Annotated in this window: 18 protein-coding genes and 1 tRNA gene; 7 read left to right on the top strand and 12 right to left on the bottom strand. The window is 61.6% G+C overall.

All coding sequences use genetic code 11. From position 1 onward, the window contains the following. Positions 1–63 precede the first annotated feature (63 nt). The 3 genes from V9T28_RS03895 to V9T28_RS03885 all read left to right on the top strand — a co-directional run bounded on the left by V9T28_RS03895 (position 64) and on the right by V9T28_RS03885 (position 1,722). Positions 64–708 (top strand): DUF3142 domain-containing protein, encoded by a 645-nt coding sequence (locus V9T28_RS03895; RefSeq protein ID WP_245424098.1) that lies wholly within the window; start codon positions 64–66, stop codon positions 706–708. A gap of 44 nt (positions 709–752) precedes the next feature. Next, the gene (locus V9T28_RS03890) at positions 753–1,166 is read left to right on the top strand and encodes a VOC family protein (protein ID WP_116400933.1); all 414 of its coding nucleotides are present in this window, start codon (positions 753–755) and stop codon (positions 1,164–1,166) included. A gap of 115 nt (positions 1,167–1,281) precedes the next feature. After that, a complete protein-coding gene (locus tag V9T28_RS03885) occupies positions 1,282–1,722 on the top strand; it encodes a GFA family protein (protein WP_116400932.1) in 441 nt (146 codons plus the stop codon). A gap of 114 nt (positions 1,723–1,836) precedes the next feature. On the opposite strand, the gene V9T28_RS03880 is transcribed toward V9T28_RS03885, so the two are convergent. The 4 genes from V9T28_RS03880 to V9T28_RS03865 all read right to left on the bottom strand — a co-directional run bounded on the left by V9T28_RS03880 (position 1,837) and on the right by V9T28_RS03865 (position 6,482). Beyond that, positions 1,837–2,322, bottom strand: coding sequence for a GNAT family N-acetyltransferase (locus tag V9T28_RS03880; protein WP_116400931.1), 486 nt, complete (start codon positions 2,320–2,322; stop codon positions 1,837–1,839). Next, complete coding sequence (alaS, locus tag V9T28_RS03875; RefSeq protein ID WP_116400930.1) at positions 2,319–4,979, bottom strand: alanine--tRNA ligase; 2,661 nt, start codon at positions 4,977–4,979, stop codon at positions 2,319–2,321. The genes V9T28_RS03880 and alaS overlap by 4 nt, the downstream gene beginning before the upstream one ends. Before the next feature lie 191 nt (positions 4,980–5,170). After that, the gene (gene recA / locus V9T28_RS03870; RefSeq protein WP_116400929.1) at positions 5,171–6,241 is read right to left on the bottom strand and encodes a recombinase RecA; all 1,071 of its coding nucleotides are present in this window, start codon (positions 6,239–6,241) and stop codon (positions 5,171–5,173) included. A 148-nt stretch (positions 6,242–6,389) separates the two neighbouring features. After that, positions 6,390–6,482: transfer RNA gene (locus V9T28_RS03865), tRNA-Thr, on the bottom strand. Positions 6,483–6,652: 170 nt separating this feature from the next. Here V9T28_RS03865 and V9T28_RS03860 point away from each other — a divergent pair. Next, complete coding sequence (locus V9T28_RS03860; RefSeq protein WP_116400928.1) at positions 6,653–7,546, top strand: helix-turn-helix domain-containing protein; 894 nt, start codon at positions 6,653–6,655, stop codon at positions 7,544–7,546. Next, complete coding sequence (locus V9T28_RS03855; RefSeq protein WP_116400927.1) at positions 7,530–7,907, top strand: trypsin-like peptidase domain-containing protein; 378 nt, start codon at positions 7,530–7,532, stop codon at positions 7,905–7,907. The genes V9T28_RS03860 and V9T28_RS03855 overlap by 17 nt, the downstream gene beginning before the upstream one ends. 53 nt (positions 7,908–7,960) lie before the next feature. Here V9T28_RS03855 and V9T28_RS03850 read toward each other — a convergent pair whose 3' ends face one another. Further along, entirely contained in the window at positions 7,961–8,266 is a 306-nt protein-coding gene (locus V9T28_RS03850) for an alkylphosphonate utilization protein (protein WP_116400926.1), read from the bottom strand. A gap of 319 nt (positions 8,267–8,585) precedes the next feature. On the opposite strand from V9T28_RS03850, the gene V9T28_RS03845 reads away from it, so the two are divergent. Further along, complete coding sequence (locus V9T28_RS03845; RefSeq protein ID WP_116400925.1) at positions 8,586–10,022, top strand: serine protease; 1,437 nt, start codon at positions 8,586–8,588, stop codon at positions 10,020–10,022. Between the two features lie 162 nt (positions 10,023–10,184). After that, a complete protein-coding gene (locus V9T28_RS03840) occupies positions 10,185–12,527 on the top strand; it encodes a glycoside hydrolase family 31 protein (protein WP_116400924.1) in 2,343 nt (780 codons plus the stop codon). Positions 12,528–12,604: 77 nt separating this feature from the next. On the opposite strand, the gene V9T28_RS03835 is transcribed toward V9T28_RS03840, so the two are convergent. The 7 genes from V9T28_RS03835 to cckA form a co-directional block, all read right to left on the bottom strand. Further along, the gene (locus V9T28_RS03835; RefSeq protein WP_245424097.1) at positions 12,605–14,191 is read right to left on the bottom strand and encodes an ABC transporter substrate-binding protein; all 1,587 of its coding nucleotides are present in this window, start codon (positions 14,189–14,191) and stop codon (positions 12,605–12,607) included. A 172-nt stretch (positions 14,192–14,363) separates the two neighbouring features. After that, positions 14,364–15,080 carry a DUF2270 domain-containing protein gene (locus tag V9T28_RS03830; RefSeq protein WP_116400923.1) on the bottom strand — a complete coding sequence of 239 codons (717 nt, stop codon included), beginning with the start codon at positions 15,078–15,080 and terminating at the stop codon, positions 14,364–14,366. 177 nt (positions 15,081–15,257) lie between these two features. Beyond that, positions 15,258–16,016: an ABC transporter ATP-binding protein gene (locus V9T28_RS03825; RefSeq protein ID WP_116400922.1), complete on the bottom strand. Its 759-nt coding sequence runs from the start codon at positions 16,014–16,016 to the stop codon at positions 15,258–15,260. Next, positions 16,004–16,846, bottom strand: coding sequence for an ABC transporter ATP-binding protein (locus V9T28_RS03820; RefSeq protein ID WP_116400921.1), 843 nt, complete (start codon positions 16,844–16,846; stop codon positions 16,004–16,006). The genes V9T28_RS03825 and V9T28_RS03820 overlap by 13 nt, the downstream gene beginning before the upstream one ends. Continuing rightward, a complete protein-coding gene (gene nikC, locus V9T28_RS03815) occupies positions 16,843–17,769 on the bottom strand; it encodes a nickel transporter permease (RefSeq protein WP_116400920.1) in 927 nt (308 codons plus the stop codon). The genes V9T28_RS03820 and nikC overlap by 4 nt, the downstream gene beginning before the upstream one ends. Beyond that, positions 17,766–18,785 (bottom strand): ABC transporter permease, encoded by a 1,020-nt coding sequence (locus V9T28_RS03810; protein ID WP_245424096.1) that lies wholly within the window; start codon positions 18,783–18,785, stop codon positions 17,766–17,768. Before V9T28_RS03810 ends, nikC begins: the two co-directional genes overlap by 4 nt. A gap of 150 nt (positions 18,786–18,935) precedes the next feature. Continuing rightward, positions 18,936–21,440 carry a cell cycle histidine kinase CckA gene (cckA, locus tag V9T28_RS03805; protein ID WP_245424095.1) on the bottom strand — a complete coding sequence of 835 codons (2,505 nt, stop codon included), beginning with the start codon at positions 21,438–21,440 and terminating at the stop codon, positions 18,936–18,938. Positions 21,441–21,520 lie beyond the last annotated feature (80 nt).

Here is a 21,520-nt window from a genome sequence, read left to right as displayed (position 1 = left end):
TCCCGGCTTGTTCACCTTTGCCTCTTGGCCGCCTGCATTTCCCCCGCGATGGCGGAGCCCGTCGTGCGTGCGACCGATTCCGATTCCTATTGGCTTTGGGCCGGCGTGCGGGCGCGGCCGGAGGTGCAGCAGGCGAAAACTGTCTATCTGCTGCAGGGAGAAATTGGCGCCGATCGCAGCGGACAGGTGCGCATGAAAGCGCAAGGCGGCGGCATGCCCGCTGCGCATACTCAGGATCTGTGGCTCAGCTACCGTGTCCGTAGTCTCGATTGGCCGCCCGAGATGGTTGCCGCGCTCCGCAACAAGCTGGACCAGTGGCGCGCGCAGCCCGGCAGCGTCAAAGGCATCCAGGTGGATTTTGACGCGGCAACGCGCAATCTGAAAAACTATGCGGCGTTCCTGCGCAATTTGCGCGCCGCCTTGCCGCCCGATTGTAAGCTCAGCGTCACGGGGCTGATGGACTGGGCTTCGCAGGCGACGCCCGAAGATCTCGATGCCCTCGCCGGCACGGTCGACGAGGTGATCTTCCAAACCTATCGCGGCCGCCGGACGGTGCCGGATATCGACGCCTATGTCGCACGCCTTGGCCGCCTGCACATTCCCTTCCGGCTCGGTCTTGCCGAAGGCGCGGATTGGTCCGCTCCGGCAACCTTGGTGCAGAATCCGCATTTTCAGGGCTATGTGATCTTTCTACGCAACGTCCCATAGGATATTGGCAAAGAATCTCATCGCGTTTTTTTTCGGAGCCTGCCATGCCCTCGCTCTTCCATCTCGCCTATCACGTCACCGATCTTGACGAAGCACGGCGCTTCTATGGCGGCGTGCTTGGCTGCAAGGAAGGGCGCAGCACCGCGACATGGGTCGATTTCGATTTCTTCGGCCATCAGATTTCGCTGCATCTGGGTGAGCCCTTTGCCACCACCAATACCGGCAAGGTCGGCGATCATCTCGTGCCGATGCCGCATCTGGGCGTGATCCTGCCGCTTGCCGATTGGACAGCATTGGCCGAGCGCTTGCAGGCCGCGCATGTCGCCTTCGTGCTCGAGCCGAGCGTGCGCTTCAAGGGCGAGCCGGGCGAGCAGCACACGATGTTCTTCCGCGATCCGTCGGGCAATCCGATCGAAGCAAAGGGCTTTGACGATTTCGCAGCGGTCTACGCAACTTAAGCGGCAGGGGTGGACGAAACGCGGTTTGCCGCGCTACGCTGCCGTATCAGGACAGGCGCCTTGCACGTGACATCGCCTGTCCGCGCCCAAGCGATCTGAAACTCAAGGTGCATCCATGACCGATCATGCCCTGACCGGCGGCTGCCAATGCGGCCTTGTGCGTTTTGCCTGTATGGCAGAGCCGCATCGCGTTTCGGTTTGCCATTGCCGCATGTGCCAGAAGGCCATGGGCAATGTGTTCGGCATCTTTGCCGGCTTCGCGACGCGCGACGTGCGCTGGACGCGGGATACGCCGGCGCGCTTTCAATCGTCGGAGGCGGGCGAGCGTGGCTTCTGCAATGCCTGCGGCACACCGCTTTATTACAAGGTTATCGATGAAGGCGGGATCTGGCTGACCGTCGGCAGCTTCGACACGCCGGAGCATTTTCCACCCGTGTCCGCCAGCGGCGTGCAAAGCAAACTGCCCTGGGCCGATGCTCTGCACGAATTGCCGGGCCGCAACACCATCATTCAAGCCCGCTTCGCCTCGCGCCAGCACCCGGATCACGATACGTAAGGGGAGAAGCCTAAAACGCGGGCATCTATGACGGCCACACGCTACCGCTCACGACGATTGGCATAAGTCGCTGGGCGGCAGGCACAATGCCCTCATGCGATATTCGGATCAAAATCAAACGAGCGATTTCTCCATGTCGTAAGAGGTCGGCTCTGAGAAACCCGGATGGGTATGCGCGCCGATGATGCGAAAGCCGTAGGATTCGAAAAAGCTTCTGTTGCCCGCAAGCGCGATACGGACGCTCAACGAAAGCTTGGTGAGCGACTGCCGCAACGCTTCGCGCGTTGCGGCCTCCAGCATGGCGCGGCCGAGGCCTTGGCGCTGGTGCTCCGGCGCGACGACGAGGCGGTTGAGATAGAGCGCGGGCGGCTTTGGCACGCAGAAGACCGCGGCGACGATCGCATCGCGCTCGCGCGCGATCAGCAAGACTTGGTCGGCGAGCCGCTCGCGAAAATCCTGCAACGTCTCGCGCAGCACGCCCGAGGGCGGCGTCATGGGAATCGCGCCGAAGGCGCGATGGGCAAGATCGAGAACGGCTTGCAGATCGTCCTCCGCGCCAAAGGCGCGAATGACGATGTTCGGCGCAAGCGAAACCGTCACGCCGCCATGGCGGCTTCCACCGCTTGCAATGCGGCTTCGGCTTGCGCGCCGTCCGGGCCGCCGGCCTGGGCCATGTCGGGGCGGCCGCCGCCGCCCTTGCCGCCGAGCTTTTCGGAGGCGACGCGCACCAGATTGACCGCATTGAAGCGCGCGGTGAGATCGCTCGTGACCCCGACCACCACGCCGGCCTTGCCGTCCTCGCCGATGCCGACGATGGCGACGACGCCCGAGCCGACGCTTTGCTTGGCTTCGTCAGCGAGAGATTTCAAATCCTTCATCTCGATGCCGCTGACCACGCGGGCAAAGAGCTTGACGCCGGCAACGTCGCGCGTTGCGGAATCGCCCGCATTGCTGCTGCCGCCCATGGCGAGCTTCTTGCGCGCATCGGCGAGATCGCGCTCCAGTTTGCGGCGCTCCTCGATAAGCGCGGCGACACGGTTTTCCGCATCATCGACCGGCGCCTTCAACAGATCGGCGAGATTGCGCAGGCGCTTCGATTCATCGGCCAGATGCAGGCGCGCGCCTTCGGCGGTCTTCGCCTCGACGCGCCGCACGCCCGACGCGACCGCGCCTTCGGAGACGATGCTGAGCAGGCCGATGTCGCCGGTGCGGCGCACATGGGTGCCGCCGCACAATTCGACCGAATAGGGTGAGCCGATTTCGCCCTCGTCGTCGTTCACGCCCATGGACACGACGCGCACTTCGTCGCCGTATTTCTCGCCGAACAGGGCGCGGGCGCCCGACTTGATCGCGTCTTCCTGGCCCATCAGCCGCGTCACCACCTCGCCGTTCTGGCGGATGATGCGATTGGCGATGGCCTCGACTTCATCGAGCTCTTGCGGCGAGATCGGCTTGGGGTGGGCGAAGTCGAAGCGCAAACGGTCGGGCGCGACCAACGAGCCCTTCTGCGCGACATGATCGCCGAGCACCTGGCGCAACGCCTCGTGCAAAAGGTGGGTCGCCGAATGGTTGGCGCGGATCGCGGTGCGGCGGGCATGATCGACGATGAGTTCGAGCGCGTCGCCGACCTTGAGCTCGCCCTCCTCGACGCTCACCTCGTGGACGAAGAGATCGCCCAGCTTCTTTTGCGTGTTGGTGACGCGGGCGCGGGACGATGCGCCGACGAACAGGCCGGTGTCGCCGACCTGACCGCCGGATTCGCCGTAGAACGGCGTCTGGTTGAGCAGGACGAGGCCGGTTTCGCCAGCCTTCAGGACTTGCGCTTCCGCCCCCGCGGTCAGAATCGCGGTGACGACGCCCTCGGCCTTCTCGGTTTCATAGCCGAGGAAATCGGTGGCGCCGACCTTGTCCTTGAGGCCGAACCAGATCGTCTCCGTCGCGGTTTCGCCGGACGAGAAGCGGCCCTTGCGTGCCTCTTCGCGCTGGCGCTCCATGGCCGCGCGGAAGACGTCCGTGTCGACGCCGATCTGGCGCAGGCGCAGCGCGTCCTCGGTCAGATCGAGCGGGAAGCCATAGGTGTCGTAGAGCTTGAACGCGACTTCGCCATCGAGCTTGGCGCCTGGCACCAGGGTGCGCGCTTCCTCGTCGAGAATGGCGAGACCGCGCGCCAGCGTGGTGCGGAAGCGGGTTTCTTCCAGTTTCAGGGTTTCGGTGATCAGCGGCTCGGCGCGGATGAGCTCAGGGTAGGCCGCGCCCATTTCGCGGGTCAGCGCCGGCACGAGGCGATACATCAGCGGGTCTTTCGCGCCGAGCAATTGCGCGTGGCGCATGGCGCGGCGCATGATGCGGCGCAGCACGTAGCCGCGGCCCTCGTTCGACGGCAGCACGCCATCGGCGACGAGGAAGGAGGAGGCGCGCAAATGGTCGGCAATCACCCGGTGGTGGCTCGCATTCTGCCCGTCCGGATCGACGCCGGTCGCATCCGCCGAGGCGCGGATCAGCGCGCGGAACAGGTCGGTATCGTAGTTCGAATGCACGCCCTGCAGGATCGCCGCCATGCGCTCGAGGCCCAGGCCGGTATCGATCGAGGGCTTGGGCAGCGGCACGCGGGTCCCGCCGGGCAATTGCTCGAATTGCATGAACACGAGGTTCCAGAATTCGAGGAAGCGGTCGCCGTCCTCGTCCGGGCTGCCGGGCGGGCCGCCCTGCAGCGCCGGGCCCTGGTCGATGAAGATCTCGGAGCAAGGGCCGCAGGGGCCGGTGTCGCCCATCTGCCAGAAATTGTCCGAGGTCGGGATGCGGATGATCTTGTGATCGGGGAAGCCCGCGATCTTGCGCCAAAGTTCGGCCGCTTCGTCGTCCTCGTGATAGACGGTGACGAGCAGATGCTTCGGGCTGAGGCCGAAATCCTTAGTCACCAGCGTCCAGGCGTGATGGATCGCCTGTTCCTTGAAATAATCGCCGAACGAGAAATTGCCCAGCATTTCAAAGAACGTGTGGTGGCGCGCGGTATAGCCGACATTGTCGAGATCGTTGTGCTTGCCGCCCGCCCGCACCACTTTTTGCGCGGTGGTGGCGCGGTTGTAAGCCCGTCTCTCGACGCCGGTGAACACGTTCTTGAACTGCACCATGCCGGCATTGGTGAACATGAGCGTCGGGTCGTTGCGCGGCACCAGCGGTGAGGACGGGACGATTTCATGGCCGTGACGGCCAAAATAATCGAGAAAAGTGGACCGGATTTCGTTCACGCCGCTCATGGATCGCTATTTCCCTTTTCCTGCGTTTGGCGCAGGCACATACAAAAGGCCCGGAAACCGGATTCCGGGCCTGTTCTAAAGGGAGGAGGCGAGCCTGTCGAGACGGGTGTTAACAAGCAGTTAATCGCTTGCACCCCGTAAGTGTCGAAGCTCGGCTCCGACCGCCGGCGCGACCCTTATCGCAACCTTGCTCAATCGTCCCCATCCGCCGGATCGGCATTGTCGAGAATGCGATCGGCGATGAGGCCGGCGTTTTCGCGGATCGCCTGTTCGATCTTCGCCGCCGCATCGGGGTTGGCGCGCAGGAATGCTTTGGCGTTCTCGCGGCCCTGACCGAGGCGCTGGCTGTCGAAGGAGAACCAGGCGCCGGATTTTTCCACCACCCCGGCCTTGACGCCAAGATCGACGAGTTCGCCCATCTTCGAAACGCCCTCGCCATACATGATATCGAATTCGACCTGCTTGAACGGCGGCGCCACCTTGTTCTTGACCACTTTCACGCGGGTCTGGTTGCCGACCACTTCCTCGCCGTTCTTGATCGCGCCGATGCGGCGGATGTCGAGGCGCACGGACGCATAGAATTTCAGCGCATTGCCGCCGGTCGTGGTTTCGGGCGAGCCATACATCACGCCGATCTTCATGCGGATCTGATTGATGAAAATCACCATCGTCCGGGAGCGCGAGATCGAGGCGGTGAGCTTGCGCAGGGCCTGGCTCATCAGACGGGCCTGCAGGCCGGGCTGCACCTCGCCCATTTCGCCCTCGATTTCCGACTTCGGGGTGAGCGCCGCGACCGAATCGATCACGAGCACGTCGATCGCGCCGGACCGCACCAGCGTGTCGGTGATCTCCAGCGCCTGCTCGCCGGTGTCGGGCTGGGAAATCAGCAAATCTTCCAGGTTCACGCCCAATTTCCGGGCATAGACCGGATCGAGCGCATGCTCGGCATCGACGAAAGCGCAGACGCCGCCGTTTTTCTGCGCTTCGGCAATCGTGTGCAGGGCCAGAGTGGTCTTGCCCGAGCTTTCCGGCCCGTAAATCTCGACGATACGGCCGCGCGGCAACCCGCCGACCCCGAGCGCGATATCGAGGCCGAGCGACCCGGTCGACACGGTTTCGATTTCGACCGCCTTTTGATTCTTGCCAAGCCGCATGATCGAGCCTTTGCCGAAGGCCCGCTCGATTTGGGAAAGCGCGGCGTCGAGCGCCTTGGTTTTGTCCACGGATGATCCTTCCACGAGGCGGAGATTCGCTTGCGACATCTTTGCTTTCCTATCTGGCAGTTTGGTCCCCAACGTGCAATGCCGTTGCAGAAATAAAGATGTACGCGATTTGTTCCCTCGGTCAAGTTCTTTTTTTGTTCTTATTTACCAAAAAATCCTAGACAAAATGCAAATTTGATATAATTTATGGTGGCCACGGTGGGACTCGAACCCACATTCTCCCGATTACAAATCGGGTGCTGATTGTCTTTCTCAGGGACTCCAGTTCAGCTACGTGGCCAAAAGCGCGGGGATACCCGCGCTTTTTTGCGTTTAATCGTAGTTTGCATGCATTAATCCTCAAGTCAATAGCTATTGAACCATATAGGTTGAATTTTGATACAATTTGTTGAAACCATACTTCCGCTGTGCTAGATCTAGACGCGGCTGGAAGGCCTAAAGGATAGGGCAATGTCAAAACTCACTCCATTTGGGGCGGCGCTTCGCAAACTGAGAATCGATCACGAAATGCGCCTGTTTGATCTCGCCGAAAAGATCGGCAAGAGCACCGCGATGATTTCTGCGGTTGAAACTGGGCGTAAGCCGATCCCTGAGGGGTTTATTGATATCGTCACTAAGGCTCTGCGTCTTTCCGAGACGGAGATTCAGCAACTTGCCTCGGCTAAAGACAAGACTTCGACTGAAATTAAAGTTGGGCACCTGTCGCCCGGCGGACGTGAACTCGTGGCCGGTTTTGCTCGGCAAGCGGATGAATTACCAGATGCGCTTCTAAAGGAGTTGAGAAAAACATTTCTCAAATCCTTAGAGGGAGAAATTCCATTTAAACGTAAAAGGAGAGGTATATTAGTCCCTCCTCTTTCTCGAAACATTATAGAAACACTAGCAAATAATGTCAGGGGATTTTTCGGGCTTACAGATATATCTAAACTGCCGATTATAGAAATTCTCGAATTTGGCCTGCCTAAGATCGAAGCGCAATATTCTTTTGAGATCTGGGACGAACAAGAAATGGGTCGCGACGAAGGGCGAGTGCTCCCCGGGCATCACACGATAATTTTACGTCGTGATGTATACGATGCTGCCTGTAACGGAGATGGTCGGGCAAGATTTACTGCGGCTCATGAATTAGGCCACTATGCTATGCACCACGAAATTTCCTTTGCCAGAGCCAGTTCTGACAATGACCCAATATATAGGGATGCCGAATGGCAAGCAGATACATTTGCCGGATTTTTAATGGCACCAAGAGCCCTCGTAAAGGGATTTTCTTCTGCGACGGAGGCAAGCGATGCTTTTGGTATAAGTCTACATGCAGCAAATGTAATGCTTGCAAAGCATAGATGAAACACTCGGGGAAGCTCGCTCACAGCTCGAGAATTCAAGTGCAAAAATTTCGAGATGCGCGAACATTCAGATCTCTACGCCGGTTCAGCGAGGTAATTCCGGTGGCCCCCTGCTCGATCAGAACGGCAATGTCGTGGGGATTGTCTCGGCCGAACTCAACGTCTTGAAAATCATGGCCGCGACGAACGGAGACATCCCGCAGAATGTCAATTTCGCCATCAAAGGTAATGTTGCAGCCAGCTTTCTGGAAAGCAAACGAATCGCGATGACGCAAGGCAGCGCCCCGACGCAAATGCCGCCCCCCGACCTTGCCGATCTCGCACGCGGCATGAGTGCCTTCACTCAGTGCCGCTCGCCTTAAGGGCCGGTGAGATTCACGTCAGTTAAAATTATGAGGTCCCCCGGACATCAACATCACCGCTTACGCACAAACTCCGTCCGCAGCACCAACCCCTTGATCGCGTCATGGCGGCAATCAATCTCTTCCTCGTTGTCGGTGAGGCGGATCGAGCGGATCACCGTGCCTTGCTTGAGGGTTTGGCTGGTGCCCTTGACCTTCAGATCCTTGATGAGCGTGACCGTATCGCCATCGGCGAGAACGTTGCCGGCGGCATCGCGCACCACGCGTTGCGCGGGCTCGGCGGCGGCCGCCATTTCCGAGGCCGGCCGCCACTCGCCGGTTGCCTCGTCATAGACATAATCTTCGTTCGTGCCGGTCATCGCTGTTCCAGTGGTCGTTGGAGGGACGCGGGTTTAAGCGTCCAGTTAAGGGGATCCGTCAGAGGGAAGTCTGGTAGCAAAAAAGATGCGGCAAGAATAGCCGTTTGCGGCGTGGGCCGACGCGAAGTCGAGGCGTTTTATGAAGTAAGCTGATCCGGCTCGGCGCCAGCTAAAAAAGTCTCCTGATCCCTGTCTGTTCTTACGCGGGAAGCGGACAATCGCCCCGCATGTCCGCCCAACCTTCACCATCTTTCCTGAAACCGAATTCTCAAACAATCCTGATTTTGTTAAGCTCGGCACGGGCTGAGGAATTATTGTTATGCGTATCGTCGCGGTTTTGCTTGCGCTGGTCCTGTCGATTTCGGCCGGATGGGCGCAACCGGTAAGCCCGGATTATACCGCGGCAAAGCAGGCGTTCGATCAATCGCCGGTTGCCGACCGCGTGGCACTGCAATTGATGCTGACCTCCGCCGGCTATTGGACCGCACTGCCCAATGTGAGTTTCAGCCGGCGCCTTTACGCGGCCATCGCGCAGTTTCAATCCGACAACGGCTATCCGGCTTCAGGGGTTCTGGACGCGGCCATGAAGGCTCGCCTGACGGCGAATGTGGCGCCCTATCTCAAGCTGTGGGGGTTCCGGGCCATTCCCCATCCCTTTCGCGGCCATCCGATTTGGGTGCCCATGGGCCTCGGCCTCCAGCCGGCGCGCGATCAGAGCGGGCTGGTGTGGCGGGAGCCGCAAGACCGCGTGCGCATGAATTATGAATATTTCCCCGACATTCCGGTCTCGATCGGTTACGACGCGCTGACCAACAAGATCCTCAGCGATGGCGGACAAATCTCCTATCGAACCCTGAAGCCGAACTTCTTCGTCATCACGTCGTCACATAACGGCATCGACAGCTATCTGCGCTACCATCGGGATGGAACCGGCCTGCTCGGCTTTTCCCTCACCTGGATGAGCCAGGACAAGGATCTGCATATCGATCGCGCGGCCATGCTGATCGGCGATTCCTTGTGGTCGTCGATGACCGGCGGCCCCTTCCCCGATATCCCGATGGCGGCGCAGCCCGAGGCTGTTTCTCAGCCCCTCGCGCCAACGGCACCCAAACAGCCGAACGAAAAGTCCATCTCCTCGGGAACGGGGTTCTTCGTCAATGCGGATGGCAATGTGCTGACGAATGCCCATGTGATCGAGGGCTGTTCGACGATCACCGTGACATCCGAGCCTGGCACGAGTTCTCCCGGCCAGGTGATCGCACGCGACATGACCAATGATCTTGCCGTGCTGAAGACGACCCTGAAACCCGGCAAGGTCGCAGGCCTGCGCGCGCCCATTCGCTTGGGCGAAAATGTCGAGGCATTCGGCTTCCCCTTGGCGAAAATTCTCTCGAGTTCGGGAAATTTCACGCTGGGCAACGTGACCGCCCTGTCGGGGATCGGCGACGACAATCGCCTCTTGCAGATTTCGACGCCGGTGCAGCCCGGCAATTCCGGCGGCCCCCTGCTCGATCAGAACGGCAATGTCGTGGGCGTCGTCGCGGCCAAACTCAATGTTCTGAAGTTCATCGTCGCGACGGACGGCGACATTCCGCAGAATATCAATTTCGCCATCAAGGGCAGTGTCGCGGCGAACTTTCTGGAGGCCAATCATGTTGCGGTGACGCCGGGCACCGCCTCGGCGCAAATGGCAGCGCCCGATATTGCCGATCTCGCCCGCAGCATGAGCGTTTTCATCCAATGCCAGACGCCATGAGACGCGAGGCAAGCCCGCCGCGTTTCAAAATCGCCGTGACAGCCGCGACATTCCATCGCTCGGCGCCTGCCATATGACTGAACCGGGCCAGTCTAGTTTTTGCATCGGACCGGACAATCTATAAGTTTACCCGACGACACCACCTCGCCTAGGAGAAAGACCATGCGGCCGATCCGGGATGTTGTCTCCGCCTCCGCGCTTCCAAGCGGGATCGAGCTTGTCTTCGCCGCGCCCTTCAGCGCGCGCATCCGTTTCCTCAAGCCCGATCTTGCGCGCGTGTCGTTCCTGCGCGACGGCGCGGCGCAGCTTTCGCGCTCGTGGGCCGTGTTGCCGCCCGGCGAGGAGGATTGTCCTTGGAACGGGTTCGAGCGGTTCAACGAGGCGGCATGGCCGACCGTGGCGGTGGAACACGAGGAGAGCGAAACAAAGATCACGCTGCAAACCGAGGCAATCCGGCTCGTCATCGCAAAGGCGCCGTTCCGCTTATCCTGGCATCTGCCGAACGGCACCTGCTTTGCGCAAGACCGTGACGTGCAGCCCTATTTCTTCAACCGCCGTCGGCCCGGCTTCCGCCACGCGATGAAGCGCACAAGCGGCGACCGCATGTTCGGCGCCGGCGACAAGACCGGGCCGCTCGACTTGAGCGGCCGCCGCCTGCGGCTCGCGATGCGCGATGCGCTCGGCTATGATCCGAAAAACGGCGACCCGCTCTACAAGAACTGGCCGTTCCTGATCGCGCGCGATGCGGGCAGCGGCACGTCCTACGGCCTGTTCTACGACAATTACACTGAGGGCGCTTTCGACCTCGGCTGCGAACACGACAATTATTTCGGCCTCTATCGCTCGTATGAGGCCGAGGACGGCGATCTCGATTATTATCTGTTCCTCGGGCCTAAGATCGCCGATGTCACGCCGAAGTTCTTGGCCCTCACCGGCCGCACGCCGCGCGTGCCGCGCTGGAGTCTTGGCTTCGCCCTGACCGCGATGGCGCTCGCCGATGCGCCCAATGCGCAAACGGCCATTGCCGGCGTCATCGACGAGGCACGCCGCCATGCCATTCCGGTGGCGAGCTTTCATTTCGGCTCCGGCTACACGTCGATCGGACCCAAGCGCTATGTCTTTCACTGGAACCGCGAGAAATTCCCCGACCCCAAAGCGCTGACTGCCGCTTTCGCCGAGGCCGGCATCAAAGTCGTGGCCAATGTGAAGCCGTGTCTGCTCGACGACCACCCGAACTACCGCGAGGCGGCCGCGGCATCGCTATTCATCACCGATGACGCGAGCGGTACGCCGCTCATGTCGCAGTTCTGGGACGGCGAAGGCGCCTATCTCGATTTCCTCAAAAAGGATGCGGTCGATTGGTGGCGGCGCGGCATTCGCGAGGCGCTGCTCGACATGGGCATCGCCGCGGCCTGGAACGACAACAACGAATATGAATTGTGGGACGAAGGCGCGACCTGCGGCCATAATCTGCCGCTGACTTTGACGCGCCCGCTGCAGGCGCTGCTGATGACCCGTGCCTCGCGCGACGAGCAGATCGCCGCCGCGCCCGACGCGATCCCCTTCACGATCACGCGCGCCGGCTGCCCGGGCCTGCAGCGTTATGCCCAGACCTGGAGCGGCGACAATGTGACGAGCTGGGACAGCCTGAAATGGAATTTGCGTACCGGCCTCACCATGTCGCTGTCGGGCATGTACAATGTCGGGCACGATGTCGGCGGTTTTGCGGGCCCCCCACCGGATGCCGAATTGCTGATCCGCTGGACGCAAGTCGGCGCGCTGCATCCGCGCTTCATCATGAACAGTTGGAAGCCGGGCGGCGTCTACAATTCGCCGTGGCTGCACCCGCAAGCGATCGCGCCGATCCGCAACGCCATCCGGCTGCGGCTGGCGCTGATGCCCTATCTCTACGCGCTGATGCATGCGGCGCATGCCGAGCACGTACCAGTGCTGCGGCCCCTGTTCTGGCAGTTCGAAGCCGATGCGGCGAGCTTCATGGACACCGATGCGCTGATACTCGGCCCCGCGCTCATGGCCATTCCCGCCACCGCGCCCGGCACGCGCAGCGTGACCGCCTATTTGCCGAAAGGCCCATCGCATTGGTTCGATTTTTACGATGAGCGCGTGCTCCCTTCGGGGAGCGTCGCGCGTCTCGAGGCGCCGCTCGACCGCTTAGCCCTCGCCGTGCCGGCCGGCGGAATCCTGCCGCTGGCGGACGGCCGCCACCACGATGCGCCGACCGCGCTGCTGCGCGTGTTTCCCGGCGCAGGCACGGGCGAGTCGCGCTTCACGATCGTCGAGGATGACGGCATCTCTATGCATGGCCCGCGCAGTTTCGTGCATGTACGGCTCGAATGGAACGAGCGCGCTATCAAAGTCGGCGCGAGGGTGGAAGGCGACTACCTGCTGCCGTACGAGACTCTCTCCGTGCGCCTGCCGGTGGGCGAAACACGCGACGTGATGCTTTCCGGTGAAGGCGTGGAACTCGTTCTCAAGGAAACGTGAAACGAGGCAGTATCTCGGAGCACGTCCCTCCCCCACGCTTGCGCGTGGGAGAAGGATGATCATGGCTCTGGCAGAGCTTATTTGGTCACGAGATTATAGTACACGACGTCGGCAGACGGGCCCCAGACGAAGTTCTTCACGTTGGCGCGCTCGGCCAACTCCTTGGTCTGCTGGAACATGATGATGAAGGCGCTGTCGTCTTCCACCTTGCGCTGCAGATCGAGATACATCTGCTTGCGCTTCTCGGTATCGCGCTCCAGCGCCGCGGCGTCAGTCGCCTTCGACAATTCCGGAATGTCCCACGAATTGCGCCAGGCCAACAGCTTCTCTTTCGCCGTGTCGGAATTGTCGAGATTATGGACAAAGCCGGTCGCATTGGTGTGCGGGTCGGCATAATCCGGACCCCAATAGACCAAGAGCATCTGATGCAGGCGTGCGCGATATTTCGTCAGCAAGGCTTTCTGTTCGCCGGGAATGATCGTCACCTTCACCCCGCCTTGCGCCATCGTCGCCTGAATCGATTGGGCGATGTCGATATAGGGCGAGGAACTCGGCGCATCGAGCGTGATCTCGAAGCCGTTGGGATAACCGGCATCGGCAAGCAGCGACTTGGCCTTGGCCGGATCGAACGTGTAGGGATTGTCGTCGAGCGAGGCCCATTGGTTCGACGGCCAGAAGGATTGATGCACCTGCGCGGTGCCCTTCAGGAACGAATTCGTCATGCCGTTGTAATCGACGAGATAGCGCAGCGCCTGACGCACTTTCGGATTCTGCAATTGCGGCGTCTTCACATTGAGGCCGACATATTCGAGCGTCGTCTGTGGCACCACGCTCGTCGTCACATCCTTGTTGCCGGTAAGGCCGGTGATCTGATCGTTGGTGAGATCGCGCGTGATATCGACATCGCCCTTTTCGAGCAGAAGGCGCTGGGCGGAGGGTTCAGGAATGTGGCGGATGATCACGCGCTTCATCGCCGGCGCGCCGCCGCGATAGTCGGGGTTCGACTGCAGCGACACCGTTTCATTCGGCTTCCAGCCCTTCAGCACATAGGCGCCCGAGCCCGCCGAATTGTTCTTTAGCCAGCCATTGCCGAAATCGCCGTTCGCCTCATGGGACGCAACGACTTTCTGATCGACGACCGAGCCGACGATCGAGGAGAGCAGCGCGAGCACGAGCGAGGGCGAATAATCCACGGCGCTGGTGACTTTCAGCGTCTCGTCGTCGGGCGCCGTGACGAGTTGATCGACATTGTCCTTGGTCCAGCCCAATTGCTCGATCAGGAAGGCGGGGTTCTTATCGAGTTTCACGACCCGCTGCAGCGAATACGCGGCGTCATGCGCGGTGAGCGGATTGCCGGAGGCAAACTTCAATCCCTTGCGCATCTTGAAGGTGATGGTCTTGCCGTCATCGCTCACCGTATAGCTCTCCGCCGCGCCCGGAACGAGCTTGGTGATGTCGGTCGGATCGAAGCGCATGATACGGTCATAGAGATTGGCGTCGACCTCGACGCCGCTGAGTTCATAGGCCTCGGCCGGGTCGAGCGAAATGATGTCGTCGATATTCTTGGCGATCACCAAAGTATCGGCCGGGGTCTCCGCATGCGCCACTGCCACGACGCTCAAAAACGTTCCGGCGACCAGCGCCCATTTGAGTCTCTGTATCAAGTCAGCCTCCTCGTCATCACGGCCACCGGGGGCCATCCCTTTGTGTGCAAATAATAAATAATAGAGCACGTCCACGCGATCTTTGCTACTCCTCCTGCGGACTTAATCGAGGCGTTCAAGGCCGCTGCATATGTCGGCTGCACCATCGAGATGGCTTGGTCGTGGAGACAAATTACTCGCCGCGAAACGAGTTGCCTTTCAGCGAGGCAAACAGCACTGGGTCGTCGTCGGTCGCATGCTTTTGGTGCAGATGCTGGTCATAAAAGAAGCTCGCGACGGCCAGCGCGATCCAGCCGAGATTGTAAACGAGGCCGCAGCACAGAACGACCCAACCCGGAATCGGCCCGACCGTCGCGCGCTCGACAAATTCGCTGAAACGGGTCGCCATTTCCGGGTGAACCGCGAGTTTCCCGAAATAGGCGAAGGTCTGAATCCCGATGATCCAGATATAGGTGCTGCGCACGCGGCGGCCCGCGGCGCCGAACAGGCTGATGAAATGGTTGGGGTGCATATATTCCGCCGCGAGCGTCGTGCGCCAGCGGGGATCCTGCCGCCCGCCGCTCAGGAGCGGGGCGAAGAGATGGGTCTCCATATAGCGGGCCCGCGCCGTCCAGACCGCATAGTAGCGATAGCGGCGGGTCTCGACGCCGAGAAACACCGCGAGCAGCAGGCCGATGAGGATGAGCGGCAGGGCCGTCGCATCGCGGGACGAAAACGTGGTGGAGAGCGCGATGCCCATGGTCACGATCGACCAATTGGTGGTGTTGTCGAGACGCGAACGCCAGGCCGTGCCGCGATACACCTCGCCGCGATAGAGATGCGCCACCACCCCCAATTCGGCTGCGCTCAAATCCGGCAATTCGTTTTCTTCTTCTGTGCGCCTCAGCATGGTGCCATGCCAATACTTATAGGGCCTGGCGTGCCGGCCGGCCGCCAGGAGATGGTGAGGCTTGAAACCTAATCCAAAACGCCCCTCTGTGCCACAGGTTTGCTAACAAAATAGGCAAGATTTTCAGCCCGTTGCCGATACCGAGACGGTCCGAGCCGCGCGTCGGAGGTGCATCCGCTACAGTCGGACGTAACCTTCGCTGGAGCGCAGCAAATCCCGCGTATAGGCTTCTTGAACGATGCCGGCGCGCAGGTTAGCCACATCGACGATTTCAATCAATTCACCGTGCCGCATCACCGCCACGCGTTCGCACATGTGCGCGATCACGCTCAGATCGTGGCTCACGAGAATGCTGGTGAGCTGATATTCGCGCCGCAGCCGCGCGATCAGATTGAGGATTTCCGCCTGAATGGACACGTCGAGCGCCGAGGTCGGCTCGTCGAGCAGGAGGATCGAGGGTTTCAGGATCAGCGCTCGGGCGATCGACACGCGCTGCCGTTGACCGCCCGACAATTGATGCGGAAAGCGGAAACGATGGAGCGGCCCGAGGCCCACTTCGCTCAAGGCTGCCGCGACCTTCGTCCCAGCGTCGCCAAGCCCGTGGATCTCCAGCGGCTCACGCAAAATATCGTCGACCGTCTGGCGCGGATGCAGCGAACCATACGGATCCTGGAAGACGAATTGCATCAGGCGGCGGTCGGCTTTGCTGCGCTTTTGCGCGACCATTTGGCCCTTGATGCGGATCGCGGGCGCATCCGCTTGCACCAGCCCGGCAATCGCTTTCAGCACGGTCGATTTGCCCGAACCGGATTCACCGACGATGCCGAAAGTCGCACCAGCCGCAACCGCGAACGAGACATCGTGCACCGCGCGGATGACGCGGCCGCCGACCTGGAAACTCACCGAGAGGTGAGCAAGCTCGATCAATCCAGCCATGACGGATCACGCGTGACGGTTGTGAGCTCAAGTTTGGGCTCGCTCAAAGATGGCGCGGCCTGCAGCAGCGCGCGGGTGTAAGGGTGCTTGGCCTGATGCAATTCGGTCGCGATACATTCCTCGACCACGCGGCCGCCATACATCACCAGTACCCGATCGCAGAAACTCGAGACGACGGTGAGATTGTGGCTGATGAAAATCAGGCCCATGCCGCGCTCGCGCACCAGATCGTCCATGATGCGCAAAACGTCGTTCTGCACGGTGACGTCGAGCGCGGAGGTCGGCTCGTCGGCGATCAGCAGTTCCGGCTCGCAGATCAGCATCATCGCGATCATCGCGCGCTGGCCCATGCCGCCGGAGATCTGGTGCGGATAAAGGTGATAGACCAGGTCAGGATCGCGGATCTTCACCGCATCGAGCATGGCGATCGCGCGCTTTTGCGCGTCTTTGCGCGTCGTGCGGTGGTGCAGCCGATAGGCTTCCTGCACCTGCACGCCGACCTTCATCACCGGATTGAGCGAATATTTCGGGTCCTGCATCACCATCGAAATATGCCGGCCGCGGATCTTGCCCCAGGCGGTCTCATTCATGTCGGCGAGATTGCGATGGCCGAGCCGCAACGTGCGGGCGCGGACCTGGCCGGGTTTCGGGATCAGGCCAAGGATGGCGCGGCCGGTCGTCGATTTGCCGGAACCCGACTCGCCGACAATGCCGAGGCGCTCGCGCCCGAGCGAGAAGGACACGCCGCGCACCGCGTGAAAGAGACCGCCTTCGCTTGGAAAGGCAACGTTGAGATCCGCGACCTCGAGAAGGGAGCCGCTGCCGCTCATGTGTTTTTCGGATCGAACACGTCGCGCAACCCGTCCCCGAGAAGATTGAAGCCCAGGCTCACGACGAGAATCGCAATGCCCGGAATGGTCGAGACCCACCAGGCGTCGATCACCACGTCGCGCCCGCTCGACACCATCGCACCCCATTCGGCCATCGGCGGCTGCGCGCCGAGGCCGAGAAAGCCAAGGCCGGCGGCGACGACAATGATGCCGGCCATGTCGAGGGTCAGGCGGATGATCAGCGACGAGATGCACAGCGGTACGATATGGCGCAGCACGATCCGCCAGGTCGAAGCGCCCTGCAGCACCGCCGCAGCGATGAAATCGCTTTTGGCGACCGAGGCCGCCTCGGCGCGGGCGATGCGGGCATAGGGCGGCCAGGAGGTGAGCGAGATCGCGATCACCGCATTCTCGATGCCAGGCCCGAGCGCGGCGGCGAAGGCGAGCGCCAGAATGAGCTGCGGAAAGGCGAGAAACACATCGGTGATGCGCATCAACACGATATCGACCCAGCCGCCCATGTAGCCGGCGACCACGCCAATGATGAGGCCGATGGGCGCGATGATGACCGAGACCAGAACGACGATGCCAAGCGTCACCCGCGCGCCATAGAGCGTGCGCGTATAGATCTCGCGGCCAAGCTCGTCCGTGCCGAACCAATGGGCGGCGCTTGGCGGCGAGAGGCGCGCGGCGAGATTCTGCGTATAGGGATCGCTGTGACCGGCGAGCAGTGGTGCGAAAGCGGCGAGGAAGATCAGGATCGCGATCACGATGACGCCGGCAAGCCCGGTCGGATTGGTGCAGATGGCCGCGGCGCCGCGATAGAGATTGCCAAGCACCGCCTGGCGTCGCGAGGCCGGCGTGTTGGTGAGCAGCCATTGCCGCCACGACACGGGAGTTTGAACGGCAGAGGACGTGCTCATGAGACGCGCAGCCTCGGATCGACGAACTTGTAGAGAAAGTCGCAGAACAGATTGATGCCGATGAACAGCGCACCGGCAACCAGCGTGCCGCCGAGCACCGCGTTCATATCGGCGTGGAACAGCGAATGGGTGATGTAGAAACCGATGCCGGGCCATGCAAAAACCGTCTCGGTCAGCACCGAGCCCTGCAGCAATTGCGCATAGGAGAGGCCGATCACGGTGATCAGCGGAACGCAGATGTTGGGGAAGGCATGGCGCCACACCGCACCCCAGAACGAGCGGCCCTTGATGCGGGCGGCCGTCACATATTCCTGCGCCAATTGCTCGATGACGAAACTGCGGGTCATGCGCGCAATATAGGCAAGCGCATAATAACCAAGCAGACACGCAGGCAGAACGAGATGGCCGAACGCATTGCGGAACACGTCCCATTCGCCGTCGATCGCGCTGTCGATCAGGAGCATGCCGGTGTGATTGGTGACGATATCGTCATAGGCAACATCGAGCTGGCCCGGGCCGCTCACCCAGCCGAGCTTGCCGTAGAACAAGGCGAGCGCCACGAGGCCAAGCCAGAAGACCGGTGCCGAATAGCCCAGAAGCCCGAGCACGCGCACCGCTTGATCCATCCACGAGCCCTTGCGCGCGCCCGCGAGCACGCCGGCCGGCACACCGATGAAGACGCCGATCAGGGTGGCGATGGTGGCGAGTTCCAGCGTCGCGGGGAAGAAATGGATCAGGTCGTCGAGCACCGGCTGCGAGGTCACGATCGACACGCCGAAATCGCCGACGAGAACCTTTTTGAGATAGATGTAATATTGCACGGGGATCGAATGATCGAGCCCCATGGCGAGGCGGGTTCTCTCGTAGAGTTCGGGCGTCGCTTTGTCGCCGATGAGCGCCAGCACGGGGTCGATCGGAATGAACCGCCCGATCACGAACGTCACCGCCGTCAGCCCGAGAAAGGTCAGAATAAGCGAGCCTAAGAACGTCCCAAGCCGTTGCGCAATCTTCAGCAACGCATTCCTCAAACCAATATGCCATGAGCGAGAATGCCCGGCGCGACAATCTCTTTGGGTTGCCGTGGTTTGTCAAATAGCAAAAGAGCAGCGCCGCTGCCCGGATTTTAAGCGGCGCGGGTCCCTTCTCCCGCGAGCGGGAGAAGGACCTCACCCCATCGCGCCTTTCACCGCCTCGATCATCTGCTTCAGGGTGAACGGCTTCGGCAGGAAGCCGAAATCCTCACCTTGCGGCAGGTTCTTGGCGAACGCGTCTTCCGCATAGCCGGAGACAAAAATCACCTTCGCGGTGATGCCCTGCTTGCGGATCTCGCCAAGCATGGTCGGGCCGTCCATTTCCGGCATGACGACGTCGGAGACGATGAGATCGATCTTGCCGCCCGCCCCCGCCAGCACCTCCAGCGCCTCGACGCCGGAGCCCGCCTCGAGCACCGTATAGCCACGCGAGGACAGCGCCCGCGCGCCGAAGGCACGAACCGCCTCTTCGTCTTCGACCAGCAGAATTGTGCCGCGTCCGGTCAGGTCGGCGGCGGCGGCCTTCGCCGTCTCCTTTTTCGTCTCCTGGTCATTCTCCAGCGGCACATAGCGCGGCAGGAAAATGCGGAAGACCGTGCCGCGTCCGACGACCGAGTCGCAGGACACGACGCCGCCGGTCTGCTTCACGATGCCGTAGACCATGGACAGACCAAGGCCCGTGCCCTTGCCAACTTCCTTGGTGGTGAAGAACGGTTCGAAGATCTTCGGCAGAATGTCGGCCGGAATGCCGGCGCCATCGTCCTCGACCTCGATCAGCACATAATCGGCGTCGCTCAGCGATTTGTCCTGCGCCATGTAAGGCGCGCAATCCGCCGCCGCGACATTCGATGTACGCAACTGAATGCGCCCGCCTTGCGGCAGCGCATCGCGCGCATTGACAACGAGATTGAGAATGACCTGTTCGAGCTGGTTAACGTCGGCTTTGACCAGCCACAAATCGCGCCCATGCTTGACGTCGAGATTGATCTTTTCGCCGACGAGCCGCGTCAGCATCATCTGCAATTCGCTCAACACATCGCCGAGTTGCAGCACGTGCGGCCGTAGCGTCTGGCGGCGCGAGAAGGCGAGCAATTGCCGCACCAGGCCTGCCGCGCGATTGGCGTTCTGCTTGATCTGCATGATGTCCTGAAAGGACGGATCGGTCGGCCGATACTTGGCCAGGAGCAGATCGGAATAGCCGATGATGGCGGTCAGGACATTGTTGAAATCATGCGCGACGCCGCCGGCCAATTGGCCGATCGCCTGCATCTTCTGGCTCTGCGCGAAATTCTCCTGCAGGGTGCGCTGTTCGGTCGTGTCGAGCGCGCAGAGCGTGACGGCCGCGCCGTGCACGCCCTCTCCGGACGAGAGAAAGAAGCGAAACGCCTTGCCGCTCTCGCCGTCGAGCGCGGCATCGACCGGTGCGAGGCCGCTCGAGCCCTGCGCCGCTTGTTGCAATGCCTGTTCCACCGCCGCGCGATCGCGTTCCGCGACCACGGCAGCCAAAGGCGTCTGGCCTTTGACGAGCGCGGGAAAGAGACGCGCGAACGACGGATTGGAGCTGACGATGCGGCCCTCTTGATCGAGCGAGGCGATCGCCATCGGCGTGAGATTGAAGAAGCGGGCAAAGCGCGATTCCGCCGCCTGCAGATCCTGGGGCGCAGCCGCCGCCACGGCTTGGCGCGGCAGCACGAGCGTGCGCGAGGCGCGGGGCGTGCCGTCCTTGCCGTAGGACACGCTGTGCCGCAGCGTCGCGGGGAAATCGGAGCCGTTGCGCCGCCGCAAGTCGAGGTCGAATTGCTCCGGCTCATTGCCTGGCGCCTGCAGCAGTCGCGCCGCCGCCTCGCGCGGCATCAGGTCGGTGAGCGTCAAGCCGCCGGTGCCGACCTGCGCCAAATCATGGTCGAGCCAATGGGCCAGCGTCGCATTGATATAGGAAATGCGGCCGTCCGGTTCGATCGAGAAAAAGCCGGCCGGCGCGTGATCGAGATAGTCGATCGCGTGCTGCAATTCGAGAAAGACGTTTTCCTGCCGGTCGCGGTCGCCGGTCACGTCATTGACGCTCCACACAACCGCGCGTTTGGCGGCAAGCCCGTCGAGCGGCCGGACCGCAATGCGATACCAGGCTGGGCCGCGCGCGGCCTTCAAAGCCGGAGAGAGGCGCACCTCTTCGCTGCGGCTCTTGCGCTCGCGCGCCGCTTGCGCGAGGCGGTAGATCGCCTCAGCCGCATCGGGATGGGCAAACAGCCGCTCGATCGTTGGCAGATCCGCCGTGTCCTCGGCATGGGCGAGATCGCGATAGGCGGCATTGGCGTAGAGAACCTGGGTCTCGCCGTCCATCGCCAACAGCGCCTCGCCGGTCGTATCGGCGATCAGCCGCGTCATATCGGGGCGCCGGCTTTTCCCGGCGGATTGCAGCCCGCCAAGCCCGTAAGCGATGACGAAAAACACGCCGGCAAAAGCCATCAGCACCAGAAGGCCGAGCGCCGGGGCGAAGGCATAATCGGGCGGCAGGAACCGCGTGCCGGCGATCGCGCCGACCACGAGCAGCAAGAGCAGGATGAGCAAACCCAAATGGCCCGGCCGTTCGGTCTCATCGATATTATGCAGGGCGGCGGGGTCCTTCATCTTTGCAGACATTCATCCATATTCTGACGTGTTTTGGCAGCTTTAGGCTTTTGACCGGATCAGGCAAGGGCGCGTCGGAAGGCCTGAGGCAT

It is taken from the genome of Methylovirgula sp. 4M-Z18 (assembly GCF_037890675.1).
Classification (GTDB): Bacteria; Pseudomonadota; Alphaproteobacteria; order Rhizobiales; family Beijerinckiaceae; genus 4M-Z18.
This window is presented reverse-complemented; position numbering and strand designations above follow the sequence as displayed.

Coding starts and splice junctions, on each gene's coding strand:
- V9T28_RS03890 (WP_116400933.1), top strand. CDS start 753: ATGCCCTCGCTCTTCCATCTCGCCTATCACGTCACCGATCTTGACGAA.
- V9T28_RS03885 (WP_116400932.1), top strand. CDS start 1,282: ATGACCGATCATGCCCTGACCGGCGGCTGCCAATGCGGCCTTGTGCGT.
- alaS (WP_116400930.1), bottom strand. CDS start 4,979: ATGAGCGGCGTGAACGAAATCCGGTCCACTTTTCTCGATTATTTTGGC.
- recA (WP_116400929.1), bottom strand. CDS start 6,241: ATGTCGCAAGCGAATCTCCGCCTCGTGGAAGGATCATCCGTGGACAAA.
- V9T28_RS03860 (WP_116400928.1), top strand. CDS start 6,653: ATGTCAAAACTCACTCCATTTGGGGCGGCGCTTCGCAAACTGAGAATC.
- V9T28_RS03850 (WP_116400926.1), bottom strand. CDS start 8,266: ATGACCGGCACGAACGAAGATTATGTCTATGACGAGGCAACCGGCGAG.
- V9T28_RS03845 (WP_116400925.1), top strand. CDS start 8,586: ATGCGTATCGTCGCGGTTTTGCTTGCGCTGGTCCTGTCGATTTCGGCC.
- V9T28_RS03840 (WP_116400924.1), top strand. CDS start 10,185: ATGCGGCCGATCCGGGATGTTGTCTCCGCCTCCGCGCTTCCAAGCGGG.
- V9T28_RS03830 (WP_116400923.1), bottom strand. CDS start 15,080: ATGCTGAGGCGCACAGAAGAAGAAAACGAATTGCCGGATTTGAGCGCA.
- V9T28_RS03825 (WP_116400922.1), bottom strand. CDS start 16,016: ATGGCTGGATTGATCGAGCTTGCTCACCTCTCGGTGAGTTTCCAGGTC.
- V9T28_RS03820 (WP_116400921.1), bottom strand. CDS start 16,846: ATGAGCGGCAGCGGCTCCCTTCTCGAGGTCGCGGATCTCAACGTTGCC.
- nikC (WP_116400920.1), bottom strand. CDS start 17,769: ATGAGCACGTCCTCTGCCGTTCAAACTCCCGTGTCGTGGCGGCAATGG.
- cckA (WP_245424095.1), bottom strand. CDS start 21,440: ATGTCTGCAAAGATGAAGGACCCCGCCGCCCTGCATAATATCGATGAG.